This window comes from Pseudomonas auratipiscis, assembly GCF_036324085.1.
GTDB lineage: Bacteria > Pseudomonadota > Gammaproteobacteria > Pseudomonadales > Pseudomonadaceae > Aquipseudomonas > Aquipseudomonas auratipiscis.
This window is the reverse complement of record NZ_JAZDCU010000009.1, coordinates 216251-232539: the sequence shown is the minus strand read 5'-3', so window position 1 is coordinate 232539 and position 16289 is coordinate 216251. Positions and strand designations below refer to the sequence as shown.

Below are 16289 nucleotides of genomic sequence, written 5' to 3'. Positions count from 1 at the left end.
ATGCGTCGGGCGTTTTGTCTTTCATAGATCAGGCCTCTGGTCGCATTCGATGCCGCCACTCGATGGCGACTGCCACACCCGCGAGCAGAATAGCCAGCGTGTACGCAAAAAGGCCCAAGTTGATCCCGAAGATCATTTTCTCTGAACCATCGGTGAGTACCATGGAGCCCCCGTACCCATCCTGCAGCCAGTACGCCATTAAGAACCCACCGGTTACGAACACAGTAAGAAGGCTCGCTAACTTGAGGTTGTCCTTGCCCCAGACGAGCCAGACACTAAAGGCTCCAATTGCCGTGTTGGTAAACAATTGCCAGGTCTCATGCAGCCGAGCATGGGGTTCCCAGGCCGTATTGAAAACATGAGTGTCGTTGACCTCAAAGATGGGTACGACCACGGCGTAAAAAACGATGCCAACCGTCACCAACAGCTTCGCAAGCATTAGTAACCTCCTTGTACTTGGTTTGGGCACTACTTGTTCGCTGCAATGTAGCGTGGTGCGGTGAAGTGTTACAGGTGCAAAAGCCAAGGCGTGGAAGGCTTCACATCACACGTGAATAGCCGCTATTGATTCGCTGGAAAAAAGCCAGGATTAAATTTACTTCATATATGGCCCAATGATCACAGGCTAATCGACAGACTCTAGGCCATACTCCGGAGATGTTTTTTGCGCTTTGACGAGTTCTCGAAAGTGAGGAGACCCCCTACTCAAGGGCCTTCCAGCCCTCCACACCACTCTGCATCTCAATCCAAACACAGCCATTGGTACAAAAATTGGTGCCCATCCCATAGCAGTACACCCTTCGAGTTTTTGAATCAATTTCCGCCCTCTCTCCGGCCATCTGACCAAAACCGCGTATCGTACTAAGAACACCCTAAATATTAGGGAACGCTATTCGTAATAGATACACTGGTGATCGCCGTAAATTCGCACACCAAAGCACTGCATTTATGCACAGTCACCCCAACCCTTGGCTTCACCTCATTCGTAAGGTTTCCGCCACGGTAGAAACGGGCGCAAGCATGAGTTGCTATTACCCACCTGCCGGAGTAAAACAAACAATATCAGGAACTACATCAGTTGATTTTTCCAAGTGGGGCCGACGCCCCTTATGGTGATGACCATGTTGATCAGGAATAGATTAAAGCAGGCATAAATTATGCAAAATCGAAAGAGTATTAACTGGTGGACTTGGATACTTGCAGTATTCTGCTTCGTGCAAGCACTGTACATTTACATTTCTTCACCTAGCAGGCCTGAGCCGACAGAGATTGTCACAGTGACAAAAGTCGGCTCCGGTGGCGCTATATACGAAATTCTCTACAACAGTGGTGGCGCCACTGTACCCATGGTTTACCGCTACTTCCTCATGGCCGCCCAGCAAAGCGATGAAGAAGCGCTTTTAACTTCAAAGAAAAGCGCACCATTCCTCGTCACCAAAAGTTCTCAAGCGGTTCGCGAGGTTCATGACGACAGAGTTAAATTAAAAACCGACAACAGAATATATGAATTTCATAACGTTTCTGCTTTCAAAGTAGACGGCGAATTCAATATCATCTCATTTGATTTAGAGTCTGTTACTCCTTAGGCAATTCGTTCGCATAACACCGGCACAACTGCCGGTGTTTTATTTGGTGCACGCTCAACATCAAGCCGGCGCACAGTAAGTGTTTCAGTTCCTCTTGGCTTGCCAGTGATTCACCGCCTCGTGATACAGGCATAGAACGTCCATTGCTTGTTTCACCAGCGGCTAGCCGGCAGCCATGCTCTCTCTAAACTCCGCCATATCGAATTCCATGATCCGTGCCCTCATTAGTCCATAACTTCAAGTTAGGGCGTTGTGGACTGGAAACGTTTGGATGACCTGACCAACGGTCCGTAGTGGCGTCAACCTGAAAATCTATAAACAACCCCAAGAGGCCCTTCGCCAATGGCAGCTACCGGCCAAAAAAGCAGCCCATTCTGAGTGACGGCTTTCGACCCAAAGCGGCCCTTTGTATAGGTCAGCTAACGGCCAAAAGCGGGCATCGAACTTACCTACGGCCGCGATCCACGTAGGGTGCGCCGCGCGCACCGAAACGATCACCAGCCTGGCTTGGTGCGCACCGCAGACTTTACGAAAAGCGGCCTTGAGGGAACAAGTCCACATCGCTAGGGAAACCAATAACCGGGTTATCCAAGGTGAACACTTGCCTCCCGAAAGCCTCGACAACTATGTCAACGCTACCACCTCGGTACGCGTGGTCAATCAGCCCATTACAATGCGTCACATGGCGCCTTGTCTGAATGCGGATCCAGGCGCACTGGCTACCTCGCCAGTCAACAGCAGCCCTGTCGGCTGCAAGAACGATGGCTACGTCACTGACTTCGCCTGCGCGGACAGCTCGATTACAACAACTTCCTTGGCAACGGCGTCACCGCGTCGCCCTACGCCGTCGTTGGCCAGGACGTTGAAGGTGTGTCCATGAATGGCCAGTTCAACGAAGGGCGCCTAACATCAGCCCTGGATATCACCTTTTCGTAAGCTTGACCCGTATGCGGGGGAACTCGCACGTACAGTCCTGAGGGGGCTGCGGATCAGTAATGGTCTGTGACCATCCGACATTTTCATGCCCAAAGACCTCCCTGACGACCCTGTTCTGCTCAAGCAATTGCTCGAGCAGATGATCAGTGAGCGTGAATCGGACAAGGGTAAGATCGTTCACCTCGAAGAGGAAAACGCCTTGCTGCGCCAGCGCTTGTTCGGACGTAAGTCCGAGCAGTCAGCGGACCCGCTGACGCCAAAAATGGCGCTGGTAGATTAGTTATCAACGAGTGCCTATTTAAGAAGGAAGCGGCCTGATTGGAAAATCCACCTTCATAAGATGGCTGTCAACGGCTCCCGCAGCTGTTCTAGCCACATATTTTTCTTGCCTAAGTAATGGTCTCTCAACCTGTCTTCTACGTGCTCAGCCGACCACACGGCTGCACACTCCAACTGCATAGCCTGCTTCGCGGTACCTGGTCTCATCGAGTCATCGCTGCTTCTATATATCTGAATGGATTTGCTGATTTGATCAACGACAAAGTAGTCGCGCGGTGAAAGAAAAGCCTCCCTTAGGGGGCGTTTTGCGATTTTTTTCCATCGTCCTCGAGTAATAGCGCTATTCATGACGGGAATGATGAACAACGTGTCATTAAGTACTGAATCTAACTCAGAAAGATCTGTGATTTGTTTGCCGATATAATCGAAAAAAGCGATTTCAGATCGGCTCACGACCTGCCCATAAGCGTAGAGTGTCTCGCTTAAGAAAACCTCAAGAATCGTCCCGGGCGTGATAATTTGCCTAGTCATATAATTTCCGATGTGGCTACCGATCCTAGCTCGACAAGAACACTTGGTCGTGGGGGAAGATCGGTCGTTCAAGGTACGCGCGATGGCATTGATATTACGGTCGTGGTCGAGCCTGCTAGCAAAGGCGGCCATATTGTCACCGGATTCCCGACAAACGTCCCAAGAAATCCAAAGTGAAAAAAATGTCTGATTTTGCGATTGTTGAATCTCTCTTTAGTCGGCTCTTGTCGGCGCTGAACGGCGTGTTTTCCGTATCTGAAATAGCTGAAGTTTCAGAGTTCGTTGATGTGGGAGAGTATGGACTGGCCTTGGATACGGCGGTTGATATTTTCGTTGAAGAGAGAAAAGTGCCAGAGGAGCATGTGATAGTTCTAGTGCAGTCGCTTGCTATCGCCTTGGCGCTGCCTACTGCTGAATATTCTGAACGCTTGCGCGCTGCTGGCCGGGAGTAGTCTGGCGGTAAACGGAATGATTGGGGTGCGACCAAAGCAGTTGCTTGCAAAGGCTGTCGCCGATCATTCCGCAATTCTGTTGCGCCTCCCCATACCAGCCAAGCAGCTCCTCCCTAACCAGCCTGATAGTATGGCTGTTTTTCTAGGGGCTGAGAAGAAGTTTCATTAAAAGGTAAACTACTGTTGTACCCGGTCACCCCCTCTATACTTGAGTTAAGCGCTGAACAATCCCTATGGGCAATGCGTTCAATTACCCCGTTCAGGTAGTTACCAGTCACAAATCGAAGCGATGAATCCAGACCAATGGAAAAAACCTGGAAAAGGAAAACCCCCGTAAATACGGGGGTTTCAGGCTTATGTCACTCTATGTTACGTGGTGTCAAACTTTAGTGTTTTGTGGCAATCTTTATTGTTCAAAACCAAATATTGGATTTAGAGAATAAAAACTGTCGCAACGGGTCCCCGATTTACAGAGCCTGCAGCCTCCCTTGGAGAAAGCGCAAAACTGTCGCAGCATCCTGAAATCCTGCTTCATGCGTTTGCGCTAGAGAATTAAAACTGTCGCAACCAGCAATGACGCTACCTTGAGCGGTATTCCACGACCGGCAGCTACCGACCCAGGCTGTGTGAAAACCTCTGCGATTGTCTAACCTTCTGATCGTCGAGATAGTGGCGGGGACGATCATGAAGCGATTCATTGAAGGTGAGTCTCAGACGCAAGTAACGTTGCTGCTGGAGTGCCTGGACGATTACATCACCGAAGAAAACCCAGTTCGGGTAGTCGACGTTTTTGTCGATGAACTCGACCTTGGAGCACGCGGGTTCGAGGGTGTCGATCCGGCGGCAACGGGTCGTCGGGCGTACCATCCAGCAGTGCTGCTAAAAATCTACATCTACGGCTATCTCAACCGAATTCATTCCAGCCGCCGGCTTGAGCATGAGGCAGAGCGTAATGTCGAGTTGATGTGGCTAGCGGGCCGATTGGCGCTTGACTTCAAGACGATTACTGACTTTCGCAGAGACAACGGTAAAGCCATTTGCAGCGTCTGCCGACAGTTCGTAGTGCTTTGCCGCAACCTCAATCTCTTCTCCCAATCGATCATCGCCATCGAAGGCAGCAAATTCAAAGCCGTGAATAACCGTGACCGCAATTTCACTCAGGCAAAGTGAAGGCGCGTAACCAGGCACGTGAAGAAATCGGTGCGGAGGCTCTGACGGTGGTCGCTGATCGAGACTATTACAAAGGCCCGGAAGTCCTTGCCTGCGAGCAGGCGGGTATCACCACCTTTGTACCGAAACCCCTGACATCGAGCAGCAAAGCGGAAGGCCGATTCGGCAAGCAGGACTTCGTCTACATGGCGGCATCGGACGAATAGAGCTGCTTCATACAGAAGCAGTGTACGACCGGTAAAGAGCGGCGACTCAAGCGCTGGGAGCATGAAGCAGTAGTCGAGAGAGCGCAGATCCGATTGGAGCAAGATCCGGGGAAGATGAAGGTTCGCCGGCAGACGGTGGAGCATCCCTTTGGAACGCTCAAATTCTGGATGGGAAGTACCCACTTTCTGACCAAAACCCTGCCGAGGGTAAGCACCGAAATGAACCTTCACGTGCTCGCCTACAACCTCAAACTGATGATGAGCATCTTCGACATCGCAGGGCTACTTGAAGCGATCAGGGCGTAAACCCCGCCGCTTGCTGGCCCGCAAACAGCTATATATGGGCCGCTGACGCGGCCCATATAGCACTACAAATGTCTATTTCGCTGGGTAAGGCTATTCACGCTCTCGCCTGCTGATTCCACAGGAAATCCGCGCGACTCTCAGTTTTCTGATGTGATTACTGCGTTTTCACACAGCCTGGGTCGAAAGCTGCCGGCCGTAACTGACCTCTATCGACCCATAGCTGCCCTTCACGAAGGGCAGGAATCGGCCAGAAGCAGCCACTGGACAGGCCTGTTATCAGTCGCTAAAACCTGGCGGCTTCGATGAAGCCAACAAAGATTTTGCCTGCATGAATCCCTCAAATGTGGGAGACAATGGTGACGGTGTGCGTGTAGGGAATCTAGAAGACGGTAGAGGAGCTCTTGTTCGTCCCAATGGCAGCAACGGTCGGACAACCATCGAAATACAACGACCTGACGGAAAAAGAACCGGTGATCAGATACATTACGACTAAAGGATGCCGACATGAATAAACAAATATTCCGTCCATGGAGTGCATTAGGCTTGCCTGCTTTAGGTAGAGTAACCTTTGAACGAATTACTATGACAGCGGCATGCGCGTTCATCTCAAAGAATCAGGAAATGCAGGTAGAAGGCTTTATTTAGACTTCATCCAACTTCCCACCGCAATACGCATAGCAAACGAGAGCATGAGACTTGTTTCGTTGCAGCTTATTCCCAAGGAAATCGAAACCGCATTCTTTTTAGTCGAGAATTCAGATTTTTCAGGATGGCTACATAATGATTCACTTGATATCTATAAAGATGATCCGATTTTTCATTTGACAATTGTCACAGATGAGTGGATAGACATTATTTGCAATGAAAAACCAGTACTTGTGATTGAGGGCTGTAAGCTTTAGAGGCTCAGACTTGAATGACATTGATGGGACGACCTGCATTCTTGAAGCAGCAGCTGATAGGGCGGCGCAATGGCCGAGATCGACTGAAGGATAACGTCTGAAAGACTACCGGCCTACCGCCTTGGTAGTCAGTCGTGCGCGCCTCCGGTCGTAATGGCAGAAAACGACCCATCGGAGACACTGAGTTGGTCTCATGCCAAGCTTGTCGCCTACAAACGAAATGCTACCTATGCAGCCGTTGTAGACTCTCGACCTACCCATTGCTGCGATTCGTTGCTAGCGGCAATAGACTAGACAAGATTGATTGAATAAAAGTAGATTATCTAAGAGTTGATTTTTCTAAATCAGGCAGTGGAGCAAATGAATTGCTGGCGCTACCTTTCAATGTCGTTATTCGTGATGCCCTTCAATACGATGACTGCTTTCAGATTATCTTGTTCGACGGGTCTGTGTTGACTGTATACAACCCGTGTCGATTTGAAGGGATAAGCTTTTCCGATCTCAAAGGCTGCACACTCAAAGAAATCAGTGAAGACGAAGCGACCAAATTAATCGTGTTGGCCTTAGACAAGGGCACTCTGCATGTCAATGTGCACCCAGACGCTTGGACAGGGCCTGAAGCAATGACGCTCCACGGGCCAGGTCATTCGATTGTGATCTGGAGTTGACCGCTACTGAGCACCCTGGAACGGACTATCTATATTGGGTCGAATGCAGCCAGTCCCAGAATGGTTGCAATCGACCCTCAGCGGCCTCTGCATTGACGCCGTAAGTGGCCGAAAAATAATCCGCTCACATTATAGAGGGACCATATTTCATGCCGGTCAAGTTGGGTGAAGCAGTAACTCAGCGATTTCCTGAGCCTTCGCCGGCGCGATCCCTCGGACCTGATCTGTCAACAAAGGATGATCTTCACTTCCTCCCTGTTGCAACTCGACTATCGGACGAAGCCCTTCGGGCTGCAAATACACATTGACGGCAAAGGGGCCGCCCGGGGGGTAACATGGGATGTCGTTGGCCAACCATCCGAAAAAGCCATCGCCATCTGCTGGAGCAGTGCGGGTCTCTACATAACGGCCATAGCTTTTTTCAGAAACAGATACCCAAACACCCCAGATAAAGGGTTCGCTGATCCCGTGAATCGGAATTTCCAGAACTGAACGGATGAAGAAGTCCGTGCGTCCCTCCAACGTAACTGTGCACAGATCATCAGTGATCCAGCCACACGACGCCTTTTGCTCATCCGTCAACCACTGATAATACGCAGGTGCAGCGAAACCAAATGAGGGAGATCCTTCATGTACCTCGTTGCAACACTCACACCGGTAGGCAAAAATCGCAGCCATTGCAGATCCTTAGCATTCAATAGGCCTTTGATGTAAGGCAGCCTAACAAACACGGCGCACGCCCGCTATTGACCCAGCCTGTGTGAAAAAGCACCAAGAGTGAGTTGTAGGGGATAAAAGCCTGGAGCCGCTTGCAAAGGGGGAAAGGAATAGCGCGGATTAGCCCTAGTGAACACACTTGGGCGCATGATCTCGCTTGGCCAGGTGTACAGGTTGACGAGTTTAGCCAGCTAACCGTCAGGCTGGACGAACTCAGCGCCAGCGCACCAGTGAACACCAAGTGGATCAAGTACCCGTTTTACTTCAAGGCCGGCACATAGGTGATCGACAACAAGGGCGACGCGAGCGAAAGCGGCTGGGTGATCTATGAGTCGTTCGATGTGTTCAACGGTGCACTGCCGGCCTGACACTTCGGCGCTGTCAATTGAAGCTAATTTTCGGGGCCATTTGGCAGGCTGTAAAACTTCCAAACAACAAGAACAGCTGCAACGAGAAATGCGACAAGTCCATATGACACGTAGTCAGACCGTCCAAGCGCCCTCTCACTTTTAACCAAAAGGCCGCCTGCAATTATTAAGGCCACTGCCAGTCTCAAACGCCAAGACTTCATTCTCCGTGATGCCTGCATCAACAACCACTCCTTGTACGTCGCAAAAGCATATCACTCACTTCAACAAATACCGCCAGCCCGGCATGGGCGGAGCCTGCAAGGAGAAAGCAATGGGCAACTACAACTAGCGGCTACGTACGACGCCACTACAATGTGCTGGCCGAGATCGGGCGCCGCGTGATCGCCAACGGCGAGCCTGGTGTGATCCTGACGGATCGCGGGCACTACATCGGCGTCATCCTCGACAGCGCCCCGAAGAAGCGCATCCGAAACTACCACCCCACCTGGGAAATGCAGTACGGCGAAATGGCCGAAGAACTGCCGATGATGAAGTTCGAGGTACGCACCAACGGCGCCGGCGCCTCCGACTGAACCACTCTAGCCAAGCTTTATGCCTTTCCCGCGAGCCCATTACCACTTTCCCCGCTTGGCAAGCGGCGAAGCATAGCTGCCGACACACCTATGCACGATGTGTCTCATGCCAGGGATGAATCCAGCATTCATTGCAGGTCAGCTTGAAAACGCTGTCCAGGTACGGCTGTCGACCTATGCAAAATGGCTGAACTCGGCCAGTGAATGGTCCGAACTGGAGAAACTCGAAATGCAGCTAATTGGTACAGAATCGGTACAGGATTAAATTTCGTTCATGTTTCGCCCAATGATCACAGGCTAATCGACAGACTCTAGGCCATACTCCAGAATGCGAGCGTTTTTTGGGGGAAAACCCTTGCACAGCCAACGACATACCAACTTTTAGTGAGCATTGACGTGAAAACCTCCCTTTCGATTCTAAGCCTGCTGCTGTTGCTCACCAGTACCGCGACTGTCCCAACGGCCACTGCTGCGCAACCCCCTGCCCAAGTGCAACGCGATCCTGCCAAGTTGCACCTGGCCTCTGGCGCTGCCTTGTTGATCGATTTGCAGACCAACAAGGTGCTTTACGCCAACAATGCCGACCGGGTGGTTCCTATCGCCTCGGTGACCAAGCTGATGACCGGCATGGTGGTACTCGACGCCAAGCAGAACATGGATGAAATGCTCACCATGACCATCGCCCAGAACAAGGAAATGAAAGGGGTGTATTCACGGGTACGCCTGGGCAGCCAGCTCAGTCGCCGGGAAACGCTGCTGATTACCTTGATGTCTTCGGAAAACCGTGCGGCCTCGACGCTGGCGCACAATTATCCAGGCGGCTACAACGCATTCATCAAGGCGATGAACGCCAAGGCCAAGGCCTTGGGCATGGCCCACACCCGTTATGTCGAACCCACAGGTTTGTCGACCAGCAACGTCTCCACCGCGCGTGACCTGGGCAAGTTGCTGCTGGCAGCGCGCAATTATCCGATGCTGAGCCAATTGAGCACCACCCGCGAGAAAACCGTGGCGTTCCGCAAGCCTAATTACACATTAGGCTTTCGCAACACCGACCACCTGGTCAACAAGAGCAACTGGGACATCGACCTGACTAAAACCGGTTTCACCAACGATGCCGGACACTGCCTGGTGTTGTTGACGAAGATGGATAACCGCCCGGTGGCCATGGTTATTCTCGATGCATTCGGCAAGTACACCCACTTCGCCGACGCCAGCCGCATGCGCCAGTGGCTGGAAACCGGCAGCACTAAACCTGCACCTGCCGTGGCCATGCGCTACAAGTCCGAGCGCAGCCAGAACCGTCCGCAGGTTGACTGATTGATGTACCGGGCCGGCGCGGCTTGCCCGCCAGGCCCACCGGGGATCAAGCCGTGGTGCTGACCATGCTTCCAGTACCACCGCCGCCAGCGTCCAGCAGGGCCTTGACCAACTGGGCGTTGGCGGTCATGAGCGCACTCATGGTTGCGCTCACTGCCGATTGTGCAGCAGCGACGGCGGAGGCCTTGGCAGTTGCTTCCATGTTGCTGCTCATAATTTCCTGAAGCTGCTTTTGTTGCTGCTCCAATTGCTTTCGCAGGCGCTCGATCATTTTGCGCAGCTGCTGGATGTGTTCGGGTTCTCCGCTTTCGACAGATTCGTTGGCTTCGCTCTTGTTGCTGGCGGCAGCGCCAGAAAAGCTCAGCTTGAGCGGATCTTCTTCGGTTTTTACCGCCTGCGCCTCAGCGCCGGCATTGATGTTCACAACCCCGGTGGACACACCGTTTAATGGGATTGCATTGTTCGATACCAGTGTAATGCCGACCATGCGTTCATCATCCTGAAGGTGTATGGGTTGACTTTTCTATCGGCCGATTGCGGCACAACTTGAACGCGCGCCGCGCGCTAAATTTCCTCCATCGCCACTCGTCCCTCCTGATACCCAAGCTTCGCCCCAGACACTCTCACGCGCTGGGCAAGCCGCTCCGATCAGCCCCAGCGTCGAGATGGCAATGACTCAGTCCCGCACCCGAAAAGCGTTGTACATCGGCCTGCCCCTGGCCCTGGCAGTGTCCGCAGCTGTAGCAGGTTACCTATACACCAGAGAAGACCCAGGCTACCCACGCGCGATCATCGAGCAAGCGAGCACCCTGCATGAACACATGTTGTCGTTCGACAGCCATGTCACCGTGCCGTTGAGCATGGGCAGTGCCGGCCACGAATTCGACGCCGACGGTACCGCTCAGCTGGATCTGGTCAAGATCGGCAAGGGCCGCTTGTCTGGCGCCGCCCTGACCGTGTTCGGCTGGCCGGAGCTGTGGAACGGCCCGAATGCGCCGCACCGCCCTACGCCAGGCTTTGTCGATGAAGCCCGGCATCAGCAGGAGGTGCGCTACACAATCATCAGCAATATGGTTCGCGACTTTCCCAACCAGGCGGGTATTGCCTACACCCCTGAGGACTTCCGGCGCCTCAACCGTGAAGGCAAGTTCGCCATTTTCATCAGCATGCTCAACGCCTATCCGCTGGGCCACGACCTGTCGCAACTGGACCTGTGGACCGCCCGCGGCATGCGCATGTTCGGTTTCAGCTACACCGGCAACAACGATTGGGCGGATTCCTCGCGGCCGTTGCCATTTTTCAACGACACCGCCGACGCCCTCGGTGGCCTGTCGCCGCTCGGCGAGCAGGCGGTCAAACGCCTCAACGCACTGGGCGTAATTATCGATGTCTCGCAGATGTCGACCCTGGCCTTGGAAGATGTCGCCCGCCTGAGCCGCACACCCATGGTTGCCTCACATTCGGCGCCACGGGCATTGGTAGACATCCCGCGCAACCTCAGCGACAAGGAAATGCAACTGATCAAAAACAGCGGCGGGGTTATCCAGGTGGTCGCGTTTGGCACCTACCTCAAACCGCTGAGCAAACCCACCCTGGACAAGCTTGAAGCATTGCGCGCACGCTTTGACCTGCAACCCTTGCAAGGCCTGGCCAATGCCTTGATGCCAGGGGATGCGATCATTGCCATCTGGCCGCAAGCGCGCTTTGGCGAGTATGCCGCAAGCCTCTACGGCATCCTTGAAGAGGAGCCCAAGGCCAACCTCAAGCACCTCGTCGACGCCATCGACTACACGGTGAAGAAAGTCGGCATAGATCACGTTGGCATCAGTTCAGACTTCAATGACGGTGGCGGTGTCGACGGTTTTCAGGATGTCAGCGAGATCCGCAACGTCACTGCCGAATTACTGACACGCGGTTACTCGGAGGCCGATATCGGCAAGCTGTGGGGCGGCAACTTCCTGCGTGTATGGGATCAGGTGCAAAAAGCCGCAGACCCGGTTGCCAGCGTCACACCTTGACGCGACCAACAAAAACGCCGCCCGGGTTGACCAAGGCGGCGTTTTCATTCATCGGCAAGCAGCGTTTAGCTGGCCGTGGCCAACAGCGACACCTTCGCGTCACGCACCTGCCCACGCGACTTGTCGTGCTCATACAGTGAGGCGGCAATCTCGTCGGCGCGGATCGGCAATACCGACAGCAAGGTATCGCTCAACCCGTGACTGGCCTGACTGAAGCCCTGCATGTACAGGCTGGCCTTGCAACGCTCGTCGGTCAGCAAGCGGTAGCTGCGATCGACTTCGTAGTCATGCAGATAATCGTCTAGCGGCGCCAGCAACTGGCGATGCATCTGACGCTCGTACCCGGTGGCCAACACCACGGCGTCATAGCCTTGCATGCGGGTTTCGCCGGTAGCGTTGTTGCGCATCACAAGTTCCACGCCTTGCTCGGTGGCTCTGGCCTGCTGCAGCGTGGTCAGGGTATGGAATGCGTGACGAGCCACACCGGAGACTTTCTGCCGATAGAAGATCGCGTAGATACGCTCGATCAGGTCCAGGTCAACTACCGAATAGTTGGTGTTGTGATACTCATTGATCAAACGCTCGCGCTCGCTGGCCGGCTGCTGGAACACCAGGTCGGTGAACTCCGGAGAAAACACTTCGTTGACGAACGGGCTGTCGTCGGCAGGCTTGAGTGCCGAGCCACGAATGATCAAATCCACCTGCGCCGACGGGTAGCTGTCATTGAGGTCGATAAAGGCCTCAGCAGCACTCTGGCCGCCACCCACAATCGCGATTCGCATCGGCTTGCCGTCAACGCATGGCTGCTTGGCCATACGCGCCAGGTACTGGGAGTGATGGAACACCCGCGCATCACGTTTGAGTGTTTCGAAAATCGCTGGGATACGCGGCGTGCCCCCAGGACTGAGCACCAGTGAGCGCGTCGTTCGTGCGAACTCCACACCCTGCGCATCCCGGGATATGACCCGCAATGCCTCGACCAGTTGATTGTTCAGCACCGGCTCAACCCGCAACACCTCTTCGCCATAGCGACTGTGCGCCTCGAAATGCGACGCCACCCAACGCAGGTAATCATTGAACTCCATACGGCAGGGATAAAACGTGCCCAGGTTGATGAAGTCGACCAAACGGCCGTGCTGCTTGAGGTAGTTCACAAACGAGTACGGGCTGGTTGGGTTGCGCAGGGTTACCAGATCCTTGAGAAAGGATATCTGCAGCTCACTCTGGCTTACCAGCGTATTGCCGTGCCAACGGTAGTCGGCCTGTTTGTCGAGAAACAAGGTATCGAGCGGGCCCTGGATTTGTCCGCGCTCTTCCAGGGCGATGGCCAGGGCCAGGTTCGAGGGGCCGAAGCCGATGCCGATCAAGTCATATACGACGGCCGATTCAATTGCCTGAGTCATATCCAGTGTCCTCCAGATAAGCCCCGATGGTCGGGGTGAAACAAAGTAACCCTGTCGGTCATTGGCGAGGCGGCAGGTCGTCTGTTGACTAGGAACGAGCACAATCGGGGAAAATTTAACCAGCCTTCACACCTGGCAGCAGCGCAGTAAATTTTTTCTCGCTGCGCTCGTCCTCCCCCAGACAGCAGCGAACCATGAGAAGGCAATGACTCGACCACGTTGGCAGCACACCTTGCGTTTCGGCCTGCCGGTGCTCCTCGCGCTCGGTGCCAGCGCAAGCTGGTGGGCCTGGGACCAGGGCTATCGGGACAACCCCGGCTACAGTTTCGCGGTCATCCGCCAGGCCAACGATATGCACGAACGTCTGCTGACCTTCGATGGGCATATCAGCGTGCCGCTGACCCTGGGCTCGGCACACAATCCACTGGATGGCGACAGCCAGGGCCAGTTCGATTTACCCAAGCTGCAGCGCGGTGGCCTGTCCGCGGCGGCGCTGACTGTGTTTGGCTGGCCGCCGATCTGGCAAGGCGAAGGTGCGCCGCATCGCCCCGCCCCCCACTTCGTTGCCCAGGCACGCGCGCAACAGGAAACCAGCTACCGCATCATCAACAACATGGCGCGCGACTTTCCCGAGCAGGCGGCTATCGCCTACTCACCGGACGACGTTCGCAGGCTGCAAGGCGAAGGTAAGTTCGCGATATTCATCAGCATGCTCAATGCCTATCCGCTGGGCACCAGCCTCGATCAGCTGGACTTCTGGGCAGCCCGCGGCCTGCGCATGTTCGGCTTCAACTACGTGGGCAACAACGCCTGGGCCGACTCTTCGCGACCCATGCCGTTCTTCCACGACACCGCCAACGCCCTGGGCGGCCTTTCAACGCTCGGCCAGCAGGCGGTACGCAGGCTCAACGACCTGGGCGTGATCATTGATGTGTCGCAGATGTCCAGCCAGGCCCTGCGCCAGGTCAGCGCCCTGAGCCGCGCGCCGTTGGTGGCCTCGCACTCCGGCCCACGGGCGCTGGTGGATATCCCGCGCAACCTGGACGACGACGAAATGCGCCTGATCGCGGCCAGTGGTGGCGTGGTCATGATCCCCACCTACGGTGACTATCTACGCCCGATCAGTCAGGCGAGCCGAGCGCAGATCGAACAATTGCGCCAACGTTTCGAGCTGCCGCCGCTGCCAAACCAGGCCTGGGCTTTGATGCCGGGTGACCCGGCGATCGCCACCTGGCCAGAACAGCGCTTTGGCGAATATGCAAAAGCGCTGTACGCCATTCTCGCCGAGGAGCCGAAGGCCACCTTGAACGACTTCGGCAATGCTATCGATCATGCAGTGAAGACCATCGGTATCGAGCATGTCGGCATCAGCTCCGACTTCAACGACGGCGGTGGCCTCGAAGGTTTCGAGGATGTCAGCCAGATCCGCAACGTCACCGCCGAACTGCTGTCTCGCGGCTACTCCGAAGCCGATATTGGCAAGCTCTGGGGCGGCAACTTCCTCAGGGCCTGGGCCCAGGTCCAGCACTCCTCAAAAACCCTCAGCGCGCGATGAACCTTGTCATGACCGACCGTAGAACATTCCTCAAACAGGCCGGGTTGCTCGCCGCCGCCCTGCCGCTGACCGGCACCCTCGGCCCAAGCGCCCTGGCCAACGTGCCAACACCTTCGGGCGGTGATAAATGGGCGCAGTTTCGCCAATTGTTCGACCAGGATCCGACCTACATCCACTTCGCCAATTTTCTCGTCACCTCGCACCCCAGACCGGTGCGCGAGGCCATTGCCCAGCACCGTGCCAACCTTGATCGCAATCCTGGCCTGGCCATGGACTGGGACCTGGAGGAAACCTGGACGCGTGAAGCCGAGGTACGTAAATGGGCTGGGCGCTATTTGAACGCCAAGCCGGCACAGATCGCCCTCACCGGTAGCACCACCGAAGGGCTGGCGATGATCTATGGCGGTATCCATGTGCGCCCGGACCAGGAAATTCTCACCACTCGCCACGAGCACTATTCAACCCACCATGTGTTGAACTTTCGTGCCGAACGCGAAGGCACCCAGGTCCGGCGCATCGATCTGTTCAAGGCCCCGCACAGTGTTTCCAGTGACGAAGTGCTGGGCAGCATTGCGGCCAACATCCGCGCCAATACGCGGGTACTGGGCATGACCTGGGTGCATTCGGGCAGCGGCGTCAAATTGCCCATCGGCGAAATCGGCCAGCTTGTCGCCGAACACAACCGCAACCGCGACGACAAGGAGCGCATTCTCTACGTGGTTGACGGCGTGCATGGATTTGGCGTGGAGAACCTCGACTTTCCCGACATGCACTGCGACTTCTTCATTGCCGGCACCCACAAATGGCTGTTCGGCCCCCGCGGCACGGGGATCATCTGCGCCCGCTCGGAACAGCTCAAAGATGTCAGCCCACTGGTGCCGACCTTTTCCCAGGACAGCGACTTTGCCACCAGCATGACCCCGGGCGGCTACCACGCTTTCGAACACCGCTGGGCGCTGGACAAGGCTTTCGAATTGCACCTGCAGTTAGGTAAGGCCGAGGTCCAGACCCGCATCCATCAACTCAATGCGAACTTGCGCCAGCGCTTGCAGGGTATGCCGCAGATCGAACTGGTAACACCGAGCAGCACGGCGCTGTCCTCGGGCTTCAGTTTTTTCCGGGTCAAGGGCAAGGACAGTGACAAGGTTGCCGCCGAGCTGATGAAGCAACGCGTAGTGGCCGACGCCGTCAACCGTGATGTCGGGCCCGTGGTGCGCACGGCGCCGGGTTTGCTCAACAACGAAGCCGAAATCGAACGCTTCATGGCCATCCTCGCCAAGGCCGTGTAGCGCCGCCA

General features: G+C 55.0%; 13 protein-coding genes and 3 pseudogenes. 11 read left to right on the top strand and 5 right to left on the bottom strand.

The annotated features are described in order from the left end of the window. Positions 1 to 28 precede the first annotated feature (28 nt). On the bottom strand, positions 29 to 439 hold the full coding sequence (locus tag V0R60_RS14995; RefSeq protein ID WP_330079487.1) for a hypothetical protein: 411 nt from the start codon (positions 437 to 439) through the stop codon (positions 29 to 31). 718 nt (positions 440 to 1157) lie between these two features. On the opposite strand from V0R60_RS14995, the gene V0R60_RS14990 reads away from it, so the two are divergent. The 3 genes and pseudogenes from V0R60_RS14990 to V0R60_RS14980 form a co-directional block, all read left to right on the top strand. Next, positions 1158 to 1586 carry a hypothetical protein gene (locus tag V0R60_RS14990; protein WP_330079486.1) on the top strand — a complete coding sequence of 143 codons (429 nt, stop codon included), beginning with the start codon at positions 1158 to 1160 and terminating at the stop codon, positions 1584 to 1586. A gap of 601 nt (positions 1587 to 2187) precedes the next feature. Then, entirely contained in the window at positions 2188 to 2466 is a 279-nt protein-coding gene (locus V0R60_RS14985; protein WP_330143358.1) for a hypothetical protein, read from the top strand. Positions 2467 to 2607: 141 nt separating this feature from the next. Beyond that, positions 2608 to 2799, top strand: a pseudogene (locus tag V0R60_RS14980) (IS66 family transposase); the annotation flags it as partial. A gap of 56 nt (positions 2800 to 2855) precedes the next feature. Here V0R60_RS14980 and V0R60_RS14975 read toward each other — a convergent pair. Then, complete coding sequence (locus V0R60_RS14975; protein WP_330079485.1) at positions 2856 to 3332, bottom strand: Imm26 family immunity protein; 477 nt, start codon at positions 3330 to 3332, stop codon at positions 2856 to 2858. 182 nt (positions 3333 to 3514) lie between these two features. Between V0R60_RS14975 and V0R60_RS14970 the strand changes: the two genes are divergently transcribed. From V0R60_RS14970 to V0R60_RS14960, 3 genes and pseudogenes are all read left to right on the top strand, one after another. Then, positions 3515 to 3784, top strand: coding sequence for a MafI family immunity protein (locus V0R60_RS14970; protein WP_330079561.1), 270 nt, complete (start codon positions 3515 to 3517; stop codon positions 3782 to 3784). Between the two features lie 684 nt (positions 3785 to 4468). Further along, a pseudogene (locus V0R60_RS14965) lies at positions 4469 to 5466 on the top strand (transposase). A 593-nt stretch (positions 5467 to 6059) separates the two neighbouring features. After that, positions 6060 to 6368 carry a hypothetical protein gene (locus tag V0R60_RS14960; RefSeq protein WP_330079484.1) on the top strand — a complete coding sequence of 103 codons (309 nt, stop codon included), beginning with the start codon at positions 6060 to 6062 and terminating at the stop codon, positions 6366 to 6368. Positions 6369 to 7192: 824 nt separating this feature from the next. On the opposite strand, the gene V0R60_RS14955 is transcribed toward V0R60_RS14960, so the two are convergent. Then, complete coding sequence (locus tag V0R60_RS14955) at positions 7193 to 7714, bottom strand: DUF2199 domain-containing protein (RefSeq protein WP_136475493.1); 522 nt, start codon at positions 7712 to 7714, stop codon at positions 7193 to 7195. A 720-nt stretch (positions 7715 to 8434) separates the two neighbouring features. Here V0R60_RS14955 and V0R60_RS14950 point away from each other — a divergent pair. Both V0R60_RS14950 and pbpG read left to right on the top strand, forming a co-directional pair. Then, positions 8435 to 8678 (top strand): annotated as a pseudogene (locus tag V0R60_RS14950) (hypothetical protein); the annotation flags it as partial. Positions 8679 to 9092: 414 nt separating this feature from the next. Beyond that, positions 9093 to 10016 carry a D-alanyl-D-alanine endopeptidase gene (gene pbpG / locus V0R60_RS14940; protein WP_136475489.1) on the top strand — a complete coding sequence of 308 codons (924 nt, stop codon included), beginning with the start codon at positions 9093 to 9095 and terminating at the stop codon, positions 10014 to 10016. Positions 10017 to 10062: 46 nt separating this feature from the next. On the opposite strand, the gene V0R60_RS14935 is transcribed toward pbpG, so the two are convergent. After that, complete coding sequence (locus V0R60_RS14935) at positions 10063 to 10503, bottom strand: hypothetical protein (protein WP_330079483.1); 441 nt, start codon at positions 10501 to 10503, stop codon at positions 10063 to 10065. 184 nt (positions 10504 to 10687) lie between these two features. On the opposite strand from V0R60_RS14935, the gene pvdM reads away from it, so the two are divergent. Continuing rightward, on the top strand, positions 10688 to 12034 hold the full coding sequence (gene pvdM / locus V0R60_RS14930) for a pyoverdine-tailoring dipeptidase-like protein PvdM (protein WP_330079482.1): 1347 nt from the start codon (positions 10688 to 10690) through the stop codon (positions 12032 to 12034). A 65-nt stretch (positions 12035 to 12099) separates the two neighbouring features. Here pvdM and V0R60_RS14925 read toward each other — a convergent pair whose 3' ends face one another. Next, positions 12100 to 13437: a lysine N(6)-hydroxylase/L-ornithine N(5)-oxygenase family protein gene (locus V0R60_RS14925; protein ID WP_330079481.1), complete on the bottom strand. Its 1338-nt coding sequence runs from the start codon at positions 13435 to 13437 to the stop codon at positions 12100 to 12102. A 205-nt stretch (positions 13438 to 13642) separates the two neighbouring features. On the opposite strand from V0R60_RS14925, the gene V0R60_RS14920 reads away from it, so the two are divergent. Continuing rightward, entirely contained in the window at positions 13643 to 14992 is a 1350-nt protein-coding gene (locus tag V0R60_RS14920; RefSeq protein WP_330079480.1) for a dipeptidase, read from the top strand. An 8-nt stretch (positions 14993 to 15000) separates the two neighbouring features. Then, positions 15001 to 16281, top strand: a complete 1281-nt coding sequence (gene pvdN / locus V0R60_RS14915) for a pyoverdine-tailoring periplasmic protein PvdN (protein ID WP_330079479.1) — start codon at positions 15001 to 15003, stop codon at positions 16279 to 16281. Positions 16282 to 16289 lie beyond the last annotated feature (8 nt).